The sequence below is a fragment of the Bacillus sp. SCT118 genome, from assembly GCF_058566435.1.
Genome location: NZ_CP191225.1, coordinates 813838 through 829362, shown reverse-complemented (window position 1 = coordinate 829362; position 15525 = coordinate 813838). Strand labels below are relative to the sequence as shown.

Here is a 15525-nt window from a genome sequence, read left to right as displayed (position 1 = left end):
AGAGGGATTTTTTACGTTTCCAATATCACCTTGCCAGTCAGCTTCGTTTCATAGCCGTTTAAATGAGACAAATTCGCCTTGTAGTCCTCAGAATTCAAAATCTCCTTCACGGCTTTCAGCAGCTGCTCATGTTTTTTCAAAACAACGATATCATATTGTTCGTCGATGAGCGGGATAAAATCAACACGTCCCATATGTGCCGCGTGCTGTGCCCCGATTCCCACGTCAGCCTGTCCGCTTGAAACTTGTGAAGCGGCAGCATAATGATCAGTCACGATATCGCCATATCCCTTTACATCAGCCGGATTCACACCAAGCAAGCCAAGCTGTTCATCAAGGAGCACCCTTGCGCCAGAACCCTTTTCCCTGTTGATGATCCGGATATCGGCTCTTTTCAAGTCTTTCCAGCCTTGAATGTTTTTCGGATTCCCTTTTTGCACATACAGTCCTGCTTTGCGGAGAACGACATTGATGAGACAAAACGGTTCACCTGTCAAAATCCGTTTTACATAAGGCGCGTTATACTGGCCCGTTTCAGCATCGTACAAATGGAGGCTGACAATGTCACACTTGCCTTGATACATATCAATCAGGCTGTTTAAGCTTCCTTTGTATTTACGGAGCGGCGTCTCCTGAATGGCACTCTCCAAATGCTTGCTGAGGAGATCCATCGAAATGTCCTGTCCGCTGATCATGACATTCGGTCTGCCGTCCGGCTCAGCCTCCTGCACCTGTTTCGGCGCTTCTGTTGCAGCTATGGGCTGAGACATTCTCATATTCGTTTTATATTGCTTTAAATCTTCTTCATCCACACGCATCTGCCTTCCGACACGGTAAGCAGGCAGCACGCCTTTTTTAATCAAATCATAAACGGTCAGCTTTGATACCTTCAGCAGACCTGCAACTTCTTCTATCGTATAGGAAGAGGTTTCATTCATCATCATCACTCTCCTATTTTATTATACCTTTTCGCCGAATGTAAAAAAACCCACATAAACCAAACATAATCAGTTATAATTAGTTATATCTAATGATAAGGGGTGCAATCATGTTTAAGAAGTATTCTATTTTCATCGCAGCCTTAACCGCTTTTCTGCTTGCAGCAGGCTGTTCTTCAAACCAGTCTTCAACGGACAGCGAGAAAAAAGTAACGTTAACCATCTCAGCTGCCGCCAGCGCGCAGGATGCACTTGAGGAAATCCAAAAAAATTATGAAAAAGAGCATCAAAATATTACCATCCAAGATAACTATGGCTCATCCGGCGCCTTGCAAAAACAGATTTCTCAAGGAGCAGGAGCAGATCTGTTCTTCTCAGCTGCTGAGGATAAATTTAAAAAGCTGGTGGATGATGGAGATATCGCAAAAAAAGACAGCACTGATTTAGTCGGTAATGAAATTGTACTGGTCGTACCGAAAAACGGAGATTCACCTGTGACAAGCTTCAGCAATCTGGCTGAATCAGAAAAAATCGCCCTTGGCACCCCGGAATCCGTACCGGCAGGAGCTTATGGGAAAGAATCACTGACAAAGCTGTCTTTATGGGACAAAGTGAAGGATAAAATTGTGTATGGAAAAGACGTTCGCCAAGTTCTTTCTTATGTTGAAACCGGCAATGTAGACGCAGGTATTGTTTATAAAACAGATGCCCTGGTCTCGAAAAAGGTCAACATTATTGACGAGGCAAAAGCAGATACACACAGCCCAATTGTCTATCCGTTAGGAATCGTAAAAGATACAAAACACCGTAAGGAAGCGAAGGAATTTTACGAATACCTGCAATCTGATGAAGCAATGAAAGTATTTGAGAAATATGGCTTTACTGCCGAGTAGCATAAGCGCTTCAGAATTTTTCACACCCGTTGTGCTTTCCTTTCAGGTGGCGGCAGTTGCCGGAATTGTTGTCATTATTCTCGGAACACTTGCTGGAGCATGGATGTCACGGGCATCATTTTTCGGAAAAACGGCACTCGAAACATGTTTTATGCTTCCGCTCGTTCTTCCGCCTACTGTTGTCGGTTTTATTTTGATCGTCATTTTCGGAAAGCACAGCTTCATCGGACAAGCCATCGAGTGGATCTTCCGGCAGCCTGTCATTTTCACCTGGTGGGCCGCTGTGATCGCCTCGGCTGTTGTAGCCTTTCCGCTTATGTATCAATCAGCCAAAACCGGATTTGCTGACATTGACCCCGATATACAAGGTGCGGCAATGGTAGACGGCGCAAGCAGATGGAAAGTGTTTATCCATATCTCCGTCCCGCTTGCCTATCCTTCATTGCTGACCGGAAGCATCCTCAGCCTTGCGCGGGCGCTCGGAGAATTTGGCGCAACACTCATGTTTGCAGGGAACATCCCCGGTGTTACGCAAACACTGCCGACGGCGATATATGTCGCATTGGATTCCGGCAACAATACCCTTGCCTGGGCGTGGGTCGTCTGTATTGTTGTCATTTCCTTTTTGATGCTGTTTTTCATTCAACAGAAAAAAACGCACTAAAAAAACTCCCCGCAACGGGGAGTTTTTTGATTAAAACAGAAGCTCATCAGGATTTGGGCCGACACGCTCATCTTTATTTAATGCGTCAATTTTGTCCATGTCTTCTTGAGACAATTCGAAATCAAAAATATCAGCGTTTTCGATGATACGGTGTTCTTTAATGGATTTTGGAATGGTTACAACTTCATGCTGCAGATCCCAGCGCAAAATCACTTGAGCCACAGATTTATTGTGTTTTTCAGCAATCTGTGTCAGTACTTCGTTATCCAAAAGCTGTCCCTGCATGAGCGGAGACCACGCTTCCAGCTGAATGCCTTGCGCTTTGCAGTAATCTCTTAATTCTTTTTGCGTCAAGCGAGGGTGAAATTCAACTTGGTTCACCATCGGTTTGATTTCAGCATCTTTCAACAGCTCTTCTAAATGATGTACTTGGAAGTTGCTGACGCCGATCGCGCGGATTTTGCCGTCCTTGTACAGCTTTTCAAGCGCACGCCATGTATCTTTATATTTATCTTTGCCAGGCCAATGGATCAAATATAAATCTAAGTAATCAAGCTGCAATCTTTCCAGGCTTTTTTCAAAGGCAGCAAGCGTTGTTTCGTAGCCTTGATCTTCATTCCACACTTTTGATGTGATGAAGAGCTCTTCTCTTGCCACACCGGATTCTTTAATCCCGATGCCAACGCCTTCTTCATTTTTGTAGATCGCTGCTGTATCAATACTGCGATAGCCATTTTTAATTGCCGCTTTCACTGATTCAGTCGCTTCATTACCATTTTCTACTTTAAAAACACCCAGACCGAACCAAGGCATTTCAACTCCGTTATGTAACTTTACAGTATCTTTTAAACTTGTTGGCACTTGAACATCCACCCTTTCACTGAAATGTAAGCGTCTATATTATCTCACATTCCTCTCAGCCGATACCAATAATACGCTTAAGACCCTCTTTTTGCTTCTTTTTTCACAGCACAGGCAAATTCAAACACTATTTTTTTCCTATTTTAACAATATTGAGATTACAAATACATTGAGCAGGGTATGCGTGTAGTGTAACCAAATGAAAACAAAGGAGGAAACAACTTGAAACGTATTCGTATCCCAATGACACTTGCTCTTGGTGCCGCTTTGACAATTGCCCCTTTGTCCTTTGCTTCCGCTGAAGAAAATCCTGCTCCGAAGATGTCGCAGACAACTACTGCTGGAACAACTGCCGCTGATGTAGGTTTAAACGTCAACCTGGATGTACTTGGAATTGCCAACCAGATCGCTGATGCTATCAAATCCGCACAGAACAGGGATGGGTTTGTGAAAAACCTCATGGAGTCTTCCTTCTACGCGTCCGGCCAAAAATATAACGTCATGGTCTTTAATTTAAGCCAGGAATATGAAGATCATTTGAACGGTGTGCAATTTTACGGCTCAGCCGTTTACGACGGCATTACGTATGGCATTTGGGTATTTGAAGACGGAACCTTTACAAACAAAGGCGATGGCGGCTGGATCAACTGGGCCTTCAGAGGCTGGTTCGACCGGGATGGCAGCACTGTCGCATTTCATCGCCCTTAATATAAAAAAAGCTGGCGCTCTAACGCCAGCTTTTTTGCTGCATTTATTCGCCGCCTTCAAGCATGGCGGCTTCGACATCATTAATGTATTGGCGAAGCTCATGGGAGATGTCCCGGGAAATTTCTCTTTCCTCGAAAAGTGTTTGAATTTCATTTCTGATCGCCTGTACAGCCTTCAGCTTCACTTCCAGCTTCTGATTTTCAAAATGGGCGCTTGATTTCAGCTCATGATGGCTGTGCTCCAGCCTGAAAATTAACTGTTTATAGAATGTAATGACAGATAAAAACACTTCTTTATGCTCTTCCGTCTTGTGTTTTTCCAGATATTCTATCGCTGCTTTTGCCGTTTTCACTCTTGTTGCCCGTATCAATCCCGCTTCATTTAAAATCGACATCTCCGGCTTTTTATGTTCACCGAAGAAAATCCAATACATCAGCCTCTTGAGCCTTGTTTTTGATAATCCGACTTTAAACGGGTTCGCATACAAAATTTCCAACTCGTTAAATCGTTCTTGCAGCACATTTGCTGTTTCTTCCGGGATGTCTCCCCGCTCCAGCATTTTCATCAGCGCCTCTTGCTCTGCCTTAACCCCTTGGGCACGGACTTTACGCTCGTGCTTTTTGATGCGATTAGACGATGTATATTGCTGAAAACGAAGATTTTTCATTTTCTCATTGTATTCAGCTATCACCGCAAGAGAGGCCGTTTTGTTTGTCTCATTCATGTCCTCTTTAATCGTTTGAAGGGCTGTTTTGATCAATTTGCGTCTCGCCGTCAGCAGCTTCTTGTTTCGTTCCTCGTCCTCTTCTTCTTTTTCAGTCAGAATCGGCAGCACAACGGTAGCAATGACAAGCGTGCATAAAATGACGCCGGCTGCTAAAAAGAGAATCAGATTTCTTTCCGGAAACGGCGTGCCGTCCTCCAGGAAATACGGAATGGAAAAAGAACCTGCAAGCGTTACTGCTCCACGCACACCGGAAATCGAAATTAACAGCGTCGAACGAAGACCCGGTTTATAGATGTTCTGATCTTTATTAAAGAACCATTTGCCGTTCCAGAAGAACAGCACCCACAGGAATCTGAGGAGCATTAACGTAAATGTGATGACTAGGATATAGCCGATCACCTTCATGTTGCTGATGGCAGTGTCGTTAAAGATAACAGAAATAACATCAGGGATTTGCGTGCCGAGAATAACGAAGACCAAGCCGTTCAAAATAAATAAAATAATGTTCCACGTACTTGAGGAGACGATTTGCAGCTTGATCATCGTTGATTCCAGACGATCCTGCTCAACCGCATGGGTAATACCGCCAGCCACAACAGCTAAAATGCCGGAAACGCCGATTTCTTCAGCTGCCAAATAAATCACAAATGGCGTCAGAATTTGAATCAGCATATGCATCGTGACATCCTGCATGCCAAGGCGGCGCAAAAGTAGGCGAAAACGAATAATCAAAAATGAAATGACAACCCCGCACAGCAAGCCTCCGAGAGAAATAAAGACAAAGCTGACAGCCGCTTGTGCTAATGAAAATGCACCAGTCACTGCCGCTGCAATCGCAAACTTAAAGGCCACCAGACCTGATGCGTCATTCATCAGCCCCTCACCTTCCAGCAGGCGAAGAATCCCTTTCGGCATTTTCACTCTTCCTGATAATGCGCTGACAGCGACGACATCAGTCGGTGAAAGAATGGCCGCAAGTCCAAAGGCCGCTGCCAGCGGAATAGCAGGAATCATCCAGTGAATCGTGTAGCCGCCTACAATCACAGTCGCAAATACAAGGCCGAGTGCAAGCAATAAAATGGGAGCCCTTAAATTCCAAAGCTCTGCCCGCGGTGTCCTCTTTCCATCATTAAATAGCAGAGGCGCGATAAACAGAACAAAAAACAATTCGGTGTTTAATTCAAAATGAAGTCCCTGTGGAAATGAGGCGGCAAGAATCCCAAGAGCCACTTGAATCAGCGGCACCGGAATAAACGGAATAAACCGGTTCACGATATTAGAAATCGCAATAATCGTTAATAATACGAGCACAACTAAAAATATGTCCAAATGCATGACCTCCTTCGTCTGTTGTGTGTCGGCATGATGAGCCAAAAAATCTGTTTGTCTAAAAGCCCTTGAGCTAGGGTGGCCTTGCATCCGCTACGTGGTTTCGCAGGAGTTTCCTCCACACTTGTCTTCTTTTATAGTACCCTTTTTAGGGTATTTTTTCTCATGATATGCTCACAGTGAACTTTTTTGCAGCAGAGCAAATTACAGAAAAAAGAGACAGGAAGCTACTCCCTGTCTCTCGTCTTTCTTTCTCAGTCATGAAAATTCGTACCGTCAGTTGTTGCTTTGATAATGCCCGCGCGGATGACAAAGTCACCGAAATGCTCGCCTTCCTCGCGTTCTTTCGCATAACGGGAAAGAAGGATGCGCAGCTCGCTTAAAATGTCTGCTTCACCGATGTTTTCACGGTACATTTTGCTTAAACGGCTTCCGTCAAACGCAGCGCCAAGATACATATTATATTTGCCCGGCGCCTTTCCGATAAATCCGATCTCACCGAGTGCATGACGTGCACAGCCGTTCGGACACCCTGTCATGCGAATGGTGATTTCCTGATCACGAAGGCCGTTTTCGTCAATAATCTCTTCAATCTTATCTAACAGGGTCGGCAAATAACGTTCTGCTTCAGCCATTGCCAATCCGCAGGTCGGAAGAGCGACGCACGCCATCGAGCTGCGGCGGAGCGCTGAATGGTGCTTGCCGTCAGTTAGTCCGTATTGTTCAATTAAAGCACTGATTTCTTCTTTTTTATCGCTTGAAACGTTCGCAATCATTAAGTTTTGATTGGCTGTCAGCCGGAACTCACCTGTATGAACTTTGGCGATTTCCCGCAAGCCCGTCATCAGCTTATAATCATCGTAATCCGTTATACGGCCGCCTTCGACAAACAGCGTAAAATGCCATTTATCCTCGATGCCTTCCACCCAGCCGTAGCGGTCGCCGTTATGATCGAAATGATACGGCTTCGCTGCTTCCAGGCTCCAGCCGAGACGGTTTTCCAATTCTTCTTTTACGTTTTCTAAACCGAGGCGGTCAACTGTGTATTTGAACCGCGCATTTTTACGGACAGAACGGTTGCCGTAATCACGCTGAATCGTAATCGTTTTTTCAGCAACGTCATACATTTGCTCAGGCCGGCAGAATCCGATCACCTTGGCTAATTGCGGATATGTCGCAGTATCGCCATGCGTCATTCCCATACCGCCGCCGATTGCCACGTTAAAACCGATCAGCTTGCCATCCTCGACAATCGCAATGAATCCGAGATCTTGTGAAAAGACGTCAATATCATTAGACGGCGGAACGGCAATACCGATTTTAAACTTCCGCGGCAGATAGAGCGGTCCGTACATTGGCTCGACTTCTTCCTCCGGCGTGCCGGCAACTCTTTCCTCATCAAGCCAAATTTCATGATATGCTCTCGTCCGCGGCAGCAGATCATCACTTAATTTTTTAGACCACTCGTATACCTCTGAGTGGATTTCAGATTGATAAGGGTTTGATGCACACATGACGTTACGGTTTACGTCTCCGCAGGCTGCGATCGTATCCAAAAGTGCTGAGTGGATCGTCTGAATGGTTTTCTTCATGTTCCATTTCAGAATCCCGTGCATTTGGAACGTTTCACGTGTCGTCAATTTTAATGTGCCGTTCCCGTATTTCTGGGACAGGTCATCCATGACAAGCCATTGTTCAGGCGTCGAGACGCCCCCTGGCATACGCACGCGCAGCATGAACTGATATGCGGGCTCAAGCTTCTGCTTTTGGCGTTCATTTCGAAGGTCGCGGTCATCCTGCAAATAACTGCCGTGGTGTTTCATCAGGCGGTTGTCATCATCCGGAATTCCGGCACTGATTCGATCGAGCATCACTTCTTTCAGCGTGCCGCGCAAATAATCACTTTCTTTTTTAATGCGTTCAACATCACTTGGAGAGCCGTCCGGTGCTTTTAGAATTTTGGTCACCATGTTGAAAAACTCCTTTCAAGTCAAATCAATATACATCACGCTGATAGCGTTTTTGCTGCTGCATATCGGCAAGATAAGCCTCCGCTTCTTCGCGGCTCATATTGCCTTCTTTTTCGATAATTTCAAGTAATGTGTGATGGACGTCATGCGCCATATGCTTTTCATCTCCGCAAATGTAAACAGCCGCTCCTTCTTGAAGCCAATCAAACAATTCTGCGCTATGTTCAAGCATGCGGTGCTGCACATATACTTTTTCTTCCGTATCACGTGAGAACGCCACATCCATTTTTGTCAGCACACCGTCTTTGAGCCAATTCTGCCACTCTGTCTGGTAAAGGAAATCCGTGACAAAGTGCTGATCGCCAAAGAACATCCATGCCTTTCCTTCCGCTCCCGTCTCCTCACGCTCCTGCATAAAGGAACGGAAAGGTGCGACGCCTGTCCCAGGGCCCACCATGATAATCGGTGTTTCAGGGTCTTTCGGAAGCTTAAAGTTTTGATTGTGCTGTACATAAACCGGCAGTGTGTCACCCGGCTGCAGACGTTCCGCGCACAAAATCGAGCAGACGCCTTTTCGTTCACGGCCGTGCGCATCGTAGCGGACTGCGCCGATTGTTACATGCACTTCATCCGGATTTGCGGATAAACTGCTTGCAATCGAATAAAGGCGGGCAGGCATTTTTCGCAAAATCGAGACAAACTCCTGCGCAGATACACTAAATGGGCCATAGTCACGGACGAGATCAAGCAAATCGCGCCCTTCAATATAGGCTTTTACATTCTCCTCATTTCCCGGGGCTAAAAGCTCTCTAAGCTCATCGTTCCCTGTCAGCTGGGCTGCCTGTTCAAGAAGCGGTTTTGTGAGAACGGTAATCTCATAGTGAGAAATCAGCGCTTCTTTCAGCGGACGGACATCACCTTGCTTATTAAGCGTCACAATTTCTTCCGGGTCCCAATTCATTTCCTTAAGGAGCAGCTCGACAAGTTCCGGATCGTTTTCCGGATAGACGCCGAGGCTGTCACCAGGCTCGTAAGTCAGGCCAGATCCTTCAAGAGACAGCTCCACATGGCGTGTTTCTTTATTTGATCCTCTGCCGTTTAAATTTAAATTTTCTAACACTTCAGCCCGAAACGGGTTTGTTCTGGAATACGAAGACTCACCGGTTTGAGACACAGCCGCCGGCGCAGGCGCGGCGCTTCCGCCCCCAGCTTCATTTAATCCTTTCAATACACCCTCAAGCCATTCGGCTGCCGGTTCATCATAGTCAAGATCGCAATCAACGCGCGGAGAAATCCGTTTTCCGCCGAGTTCTTCTAAGCGCTGATCAAATTCTTTTCCTGTCTGGCAGAAAAATTCGTACGAACTGTCACCAAGCGCCAAAACGGAAAAGCGCAGATCTTCAAGCTTAGGCGCCCGTCTTCCGTGCAGAAATTCGTGAAACGACAGCGCGTTATCAGGCGGCTCACCTTCTCCATGCGTACTGACGACGATTAAAAGATTGTTTACCTTCTTCAGCTGATTCGGCTTAAAATCGCTCATGGATGAGACGGTCACTTGAAAACCGCTCTGTTCAAGCTGCTTGCCGGCATTTTCTGCAAGCCCCTGTGCGTTTCCCGTCTGTGAACCATAAAGAACGGTCACTTCTTTTGAAACGGCCGGTGCCGCCGCTTCCGCAGACACAGCTGCCGCCGGCGCACCCGCAGTTTCTTGGGCGGAAACAGATTGAGCGGATAAATATCCGCTCAGCCAGATTTTCTGGGATTCGGTCAAGGTCGGCAGAAGGCGGTTAAGGAGCTCTGCCTGCTCCTGATTAAACGGACTGTTCATTACCTGAAGTTGCAACATATCCACCTCACAAAGTTATAAACTGATCGAAAATTGCATCTAATTGAACTTTACCGGAATACTAGGCTTAAGTAAAATATATTTACATGATGATAACTATTAAGAATCCTAATGATAAAACGGCTATGCTTCATGTAAATAAAAAAAAGAGAAGGACTCCCTTCTCTTCATTCAGCATTCTGATATAAGCGAGACGGCACAGCTGTTACAAACGGACTGGCTGCACCTGTATAAAATACCGCCAGCATGTGCATCGCACGGGTGCACGCAGTATATAAAAGCCTGCGGTCGTGCTCTGTATGATAGTGTTCTTCAGATGCATCATAGACAAGCACTGCGTCAAATTCAATTCCCTTCGCTAAATACACCGGAATCACGCAAACACCCTTTTGGAATGGTTGATTTTCTTTATGAATCAGGCGAACATCTGTATATTCACTCATGTGGGCGTGCGCCTGTATGCATTGCTGCGCAGCCTTGCAGATGACGGCTATTGTTTCGTGCCCTTTTTTCTTGAGCCGTCCAATTTCTTGCGCGAGCTTTTGGCAAAGGCTCTCATGTCCTTCAGTTTTGAAAACGAGCGGCATTTCCCCGGTTCTATTAAACGGCTCAATATCCGCTCCATCTTGAAGCATCGCTTTGGTAAACTCGACAATCTGCCTTGTTGATCTGTATGTTCTCTTTAAACGAACATACTCAGCAGGCTCATCCTCAAAGCACGCATCCATACGCTGATCCCCGTGTATGGTATGCGCGTAGATGGACTGATTGATATCACCGAGCACTGTCATGCTGGCAGCCGGAAAAATGCTTCTCATGTAAGCCATCTGAAACGGTGAATAGTCCTGGGCTTCGTCAATAAATAGATGTTTGATCTTCGTATTTTTCTTTCTGCCCTCAATCAGATCCTGCATATAAAGAAACGGTGCCGCGTCCTCATAGAGCAATTTATTATCCGTAAATGCCGAACGGGTCAGCTCACCTATCGCGGCCATCTTCTCATGCTGAAATTTCCCTCCCCAGCCAGAAAACAATTGCAAATACAGCTGTGAAACATCAAGAAATGCAAGGAGCCTGACTGCCTGCTTGAGCGGTTTGAAAGCTTTTTTCACAATGATGGCGGCAAGCAGCTGCTGCTCTCTTTGATAATCGTTAAACGTACTCTCGCTGAACCGTTTCCTTTCTTGCAGTTTTTTGTACACGTCCAGGTAGTCCTCTTTGTCAAGCAGCTCAGCTTCATGAACGACCCAATCCTTTCGCCGTTCCTTTTTCTCAAGCTTGTTAAGCTCACTCAGCAGCCACTTCGCGGTTTGCTCCATCCGATTCGGAATGGAGTGATTTTGATCCAATGAGTAAAAATAGGATTGAATTTGCTCCTTTGTGATCAGCTTTTGTCCGCGGAATATAATATTTTTAAAAATCATCCCGTCAGAGGAAAGCCGTGTGACGTATTCATTAATGAATTGCTGAAAGGATAAACCCGCCTTCCATGTGATTCCCGCAAGCCTTGTTGGAAAATCGCCTCCCTTTGTTTCGGTCAGGCAATATTCGAGCTGATCAAAGGGGCTTTCACATTTGAACTTGCGGCCAAGACGATGCTCGATATATTCCTGAAACGTCGCCTGCTCCATATTCTCTTCTCCTAACTCCGGCAAAACAGAGGAGACATAGCTGTTAAATAAGAAGTTGGGAGAAAACAAAACGATTTGTCCGGCATCAATGACGCCACGGTGCCTGTATAACAAATAAGCGACACGCTGAAGCGCAGCCGATGTTTTCCCGCTGCCAGCCGCTCCCTGCACGATCAGGATCTTGCTTTTTTCATTACGGATAATCTGATTTTGTTCTTTCTGAATCGTAGACACGATGTTTTTCATTTGGGTATCGGAGTGATGGCTTAATACCTCTTGCAGCATTTCATCACCAATCGTCATATCGGTATTAAACATCGCCTTGAGAGTGCCGTTTTTGATCATAAACTGGCGTTTCAGCACCATTTCCCCTTCTATCGTTTCACCGGGCACCTCGTACTCCGCTTTACCTGGGGAATAATTGTAGTACAAACTTGATATCGGCGCCCTCCAGTCATAAATCAGATAGTGTTCCTCCTTCTCATCCAAACAGGAAGCTAAACCGATATAAATTCGCTCTGCCTGCTCCTCGCCGTTTTCAATAAAATCAATCCGGCCGAAATAAGGCGATTTTTTTAATTGATGAATTCGTTTGAGCTGCTGATCCATGCGCCGATGATTGTGTTCCCGATCAGACAGCAGCTCTGCCTGCTGCTTAATGCTTGCCATCGTTTCAATCGCTTCATGGGCATCATCAAAATTAACCTTAACATCCTCCCAAAAGCTTTTTCTTAATCCGATGATATCATGCTTCAACCCGCCCGCAGACGTTTCCAGAAACCGCTCTTTTTTTTCGAGCTCCTGCAGCACCTCATCTATTCTCGACTGCTCTTCCTTCCATTCCTTATCCTGCTGATTCATGAACGGCACCTCCAGAAAATAGTTGACAAACATAGATGAAATACTGTAAAGTATAATTGGATACATATATCGAATGTATGACGAAACTGGCAAATACAATTTATCTTAGCACATTCACCCAATACCAATCAAGGTTTGGGTTATTTATATGCAGAAAAAACCGATTTCAACTCGAAATCGGTTTTTTCTCTTATGATTTCACATTGATCACTGTTGGAGGTGCTTTTCTTAGGTTGCGAATCTTCTCTTTCATCAGTATCGATTCCTTATTCCATTCAATCTTCGATATAATATTTCTTTTTCATTTTAAAAACACCGCAGAGCTTTACCGTGTTTGTCTGTTCATCTAACGTGAAGAATGACTAAACTGGCTGTTATTGTCATCTTCCATAAAGCAACTACATCCTTGCTATCGTATCTATAGTCGCAGTAAAATAGTCATTTTTCATCCAATTTCGACATATTTCAACAAATTGAAGTTTTTCATTTGGGAGAATAGGACGATGTTACATTATTTCTCTCGGTTTATGATATAAACATGAAGAAAGAATCAGAATTAGTTAGGAGGAAATACTCAGTGAAGAAAAAGCTATCTATGATGTTGCTGGCATTCGTCGTAGCCGTAACAAGTTTTACGGCAATTGACCTAGTAAACAACAAAGCGGAAGCTAAAGATTGGGTTAAAAAAGGGCAAATATGGAGTACTCATTACCATTCGGGCTCATTTAAAAACTATACTTACTCGCCAACATTTCAGATTTATTATCCGGGACGAGGAACTTGGGCCAACATGACAGCAAACGGATCAGGCAGCGGGAAAATTACAGCAACTCTGCAACAAAAGACAAATAAAGGCTGGAAAAATGTTAAAACTTTTTATGCAACGAAAAAAGGCTCTACAAATTTAAGTTACAAACAAGCTTCTAAAAGCTACAAAACAAAATACAGATTCAAATTCACTAACACAGGAACTAAAAAAACCATCAGTTATACCTTTTGGGCTACCTATTAATTTCAAATAGCTTTGCTCTGCGCGGTCAGCATTCGAAAAGGACTTTTTATTTGATCCCGGCAGGCTACCATAAAAGAAACCTCTCCATGACGGAGAGGTTTCTTTTATTTTACTGACTATCTAAGCGAAAAGAACGGTTTGGCAGCTTCCAATTAAACATATAGGAACAAACCCGGCAAACAACGAGCACGAAAAACAGAACGTATAAGCCGAACGAGTTTCCCAGCCAGCCCAAGCCGACGATTAAACCGCCGAGAGCCGCCCAGACTGCATAAATTTCTGCCTTCAGCACAAGCGGTTTGCGCCCGGCAAGAAGGTCACGGATGATTCCGCCCCCGCTTCCCGTCAGCACAGCAGCCACGATCACGGCACTAAGCGGATGGCCCATTTTGACGGCATACAGTGCGCCTTGGATAGCAAAGGCAGCGAGGCCGATCGCATCTGATAAATTGCCCCACTTATTCCAATGCTTCAGCAGCAGCTTCGGAAACAGAAACACAATTGTAATAGATAAAAGCGCGATTTGAAAGTACGCTCCCTGCTCCCATAGCGCTGACACCGGAACACCGATCAGCAAGTTGCGGATCGCTCCTCCTCCAAAAGCGGTGACAATCCCTAATATATAAACTCCTAAAATATCATATTCCTCTTCCATCGCAACAATTGCGCCGCTGACTGCAAACGCAATGATGCCAATCACACTGAGCAGCTCCCAAGCCATTCTGATGACTCCCTTTTATGTTTGTTAAATTTTCTGACGACCTCTAGATTTTATAATCGCTCAAGGGTAAAATCAATAACATTTTTATGAGAAAAAAAGATAAATTTAGAGGGAATACGGCTATTGCTGATGGACATGAGTTTGCGAAATTAAAAAAGCGCCCGGCATACGCGGGCGCTTTTTTTGTTATTCAGATTTTTCGCCTTTCAGCAGGCACATAAAAATGATAATCAGGATAAAAGCAATCAGGGCCAGGAATGGAATCGTAATAAAACCAAACCAGTTAATATATTGGCCCGAGCACGGCACGCCGCTTACACACGGCTTAATGCCGCTAAAGCCGGGCACTTTTTGCTCTAAGTAATGCATGGTCGAAATGAATGCCCCTATAATCGCCATAGGGAGCACATATTTTTTCACTCGTGTGTCCCCTTGAAAGGTGGCGATGCCTAAAATCAGGACGAGCGGATACATGAGAATACGCTGGTACCAGCACAGTTCACATGGAATAAACTTTCTGATTTCACTGAAATACAGGCTGCCCAGCATAGCGATAAGAGCTACAACCCAGGAAGCATATAAAAATACGATTCTATTTTTCATATCGTTACTTCCCTTTCAGCTCTTTTTCTATTGTCTCTTTAATTTCATCATAATCCGCAAAATTTTTGATCACTTTATCATTGACGTAAATCGTCGGTGTTGCCTGTATGTTCATTTTTTGATTAAGGTCAGAATCCTTTTCCACTTGAGAAGCGAATGTTTCCTTATCAAGATTTTCCTTGAGTGTCTCAGGTTTTATCTTTGTGGTGCTTTTTGCAAGATCACCGAGGAGGCCTGGGGTTACCCATTCCTGTTCCGTATCCGGCTGTTTTTCGAACAGCTTTTCATGGAAATCCCAGAAAGAGTCAGGGTCTTCCTTCCATACTTCTTCAGATGCAAGAGCCGCTAATCTTGAACCTTTTCCATGGAACATGACGTTCACGAAAGAAAATTTCACATCGCCCTTATCAATAAAGTCTTTTTGTATTTTTGGAAAGATGTCACTGTTAAACACCTTGCAAGACGGACATTTGTAATCTCCGAATTCTACTACAGTTACCGGTGCATCGTCCTTGCCAAGCACAGGCTGCCCTTTGATAGACGGCTGTCCGGAAACCGCATCATTGCCTTGTTCCGTTTTGTTATTAATGATGACAATGGCTGCTAGCAATACAACAACCACAACCGTAAGGATGACCGCGAATTTCGCAGAAGACTGCTGTTTCTTTTTCACTCCGACACCTCATCGTTTTAAAATTAAAAAAGAAGCGGATCGCAATTGACCCACTTCTTTATTTTAACAAGACAAGCGCCGATAAGAA

Annotated in this window: 13 protein-coding genes; 4 read left to right on the top strand and 9 right to left on the bottom strand. The window is 44.8% G+C overall.

Annotated elements, in window-relative coordinates; all coding sequences use genetic code 11:
* Positions 1-11: 11 nt before the first annotated feature.
* Positions 12-938 (bottom strand): substrate-binding domain-containing protein, encoded by a 927-nt coding sequence (locus ACQVGT_RS04100; RefSeq protein ID WP_015483685.1) that lies wholly within the window; start codon positions 936-938, stop codon positions 12-14.
* 110 nt (positions 939-1048) lie between these two features.
* Here ACQVGT_RS04100 and modA point away from each other — a divergent pair, with 110 nt between their 5' ends.
* Together modA and modB are read left to right on the top strand one after the other, a co-directional pair.
* A complete protein-coding gene (gene modA, locus ACQVGT_RS04095; protein ID WP_003228438.1) occupies positions 1049-1831 on the top strand; it encodes a molybdate ABC transporter substrate-binding protein in 783 nt (260 codons plus the stop codon).
* Entirely contained in the window at positions 1803-2495 is a 693-nt protein-coding gene (gene modB / locus ACQVGT_RS04090) for a molybdate ABC transporter permease subunit (RefSeq protein ID WP_129134058.1), read from the top strand. The genes modA and modB overlap by 29 nt, the downstream gene beginning before the upstream one ends.
* 30 nt (positions 2496-2525) lie before the next feature.
* Here modB and pgoN read toward each other — a convergent pair whose 3' ends face one another.
* The gene (gene pgoN / locus ACQVGT_RS04085) at positions 2526-3356 is read right to left on the bottom strand and encodes a glyoxal/methylglyoxal reductase (protein WP_015483687.1); all 831 of its coding nucleotides are present in this window, start codon (positions 3354-3356) and stop codon (positions 2526-2528) included.
* Between the two features lie 222 nt (positions 3357-3578).
* Between pgoN and yvgO the strand changes: the two genes are divergently transcribed.
* Positions 3579-4064: a stress response protein YvgO gene (gene yvgO, locus ACQVGT_RS04080; RefSeq protein ID WP_003243913.1), complete on the top strand. Its 486-nt coding sequence runs from the start codon at positions 3579-3581 to the stop codon at positions 4062-4064.
* A 43-nt stretch (positions 4065-4107) separates the two neighbouring features.
* Here the strand turns inward: yvgO and ACQVGT_RS04075 are convergent, their stop codons facing one another.
* The 4 genes from ACQVGT_RS04075 to helD form a co-directional block, all read right to left on the bottom strand.
* Positions 4108-6120 carry a Na+/H+ antiporter gene (locus ACQVGT_RS04075; RefSeq protein ID WP_015483688.1) on the bottom strand — a complete coding sequence of 671 codons (2013 nt, stop codon included), beginning with the start codon at positions 6118-6120 and terminating at the stop codon, positions 4108-4110.
* Positions 6121-6374: 254 nt separating this feature from the next.
* Positions 6375-8090 (bottom strand): assimilatory sulfite reductase (NADPH) hemoprotein subunit, encoded by a 1716-nt coding sequence (gene cysI, locus ACQVGT_RS04070; protein ID WP_015384634.1) that lies wholly within the window; start codon positions 8088-8090, stop codon positions 6375-6377.
* A gap of 25 nt (positions 8091-8115) precedes the next feature.
* Positions 8116-9933: an assimilatory sulfite reductase (NADPH) flavoprotein subunit gene (locus tag ACQVGT_RS04065; RefSeq protein ID WP_015483690.1), complete on the bottom strand. Its 1818-nt coding sequence runs from the start codon at positions 9931-9933 to the stop codon at positions 8116-8118.
* Between the two features lie 170 nt (positions 9934-10103).
* Positions 10104-12428, bottom strand: coding sequence for a DNA helicase IV (gene helD / locus ACQVGT_RS04060; RefSeq protein WP_015483691.1), 2325 nt, complete (start codon positions 12426-12428; stop codon positions 10104-10106).
* A 577-nt stretch (positions 12429-13005) separates the two neighbouring features.
* Between helD and ACQVGT_RS04055 the strand changes: the two genes are divergently transcribed.
* Entirely contained in the window at positions 13006-13440 is a 435-nt protein-coding gene (locus tag ACQVGT_RS04055; RefSeq protein ID WP_014477979.1) for a hypothetical protein, read from the top strand.
* Between the two features lie 109 nt (positions 13441-13549).
* On the opposite strand, the gene ACQVGT_RS04050 is transcribed toward ACQVGT_RS04055, so the two are convergent.
* The 3 genes from ACQVGT_RS04050 to bdbD all read right to left on the bottom strand — a co-directional run bounded on the left by ACQVGT_RS04050 (position 13550) and on the right by bdbD (position 15437).
* Complete coding sequence (locus ACQVGT_RS04050; protein WP_003228419.1) at positions 13550-14161, bottom strand: trimeric intracellular cation channel family protein; 612 nt, start codon at positions 14159-14161, stop codon at positions 13550-13552.
* Between the two features lie 186 nt (positions 14162-14347).
* On the bottom strand, positions 14348-14764 hold the full coding sequence (locus tag ACQVGT_RS04045) for a disulfide oxidoreductase (RefSeq protein ID WP_015384637.1): 417 nt from the start codon (positions 14762-14764) through the stop codon (positions 14348-14350).
* A gap of 4 nt (positions 14765-14768) precedes the next feature.
* Complete coding sequence (gene bdbD / locus ACQVGT_RS04040; protein WP_003228414.1) at positions 14769-15437, bottom strand: disulfide bond formation protein BdbD; 669 nt, start codon at positions 15435-15437, stop codon at positions 14769-14771.
* Positions 15438-15525 lie beyond the last annotated feature (88 nt).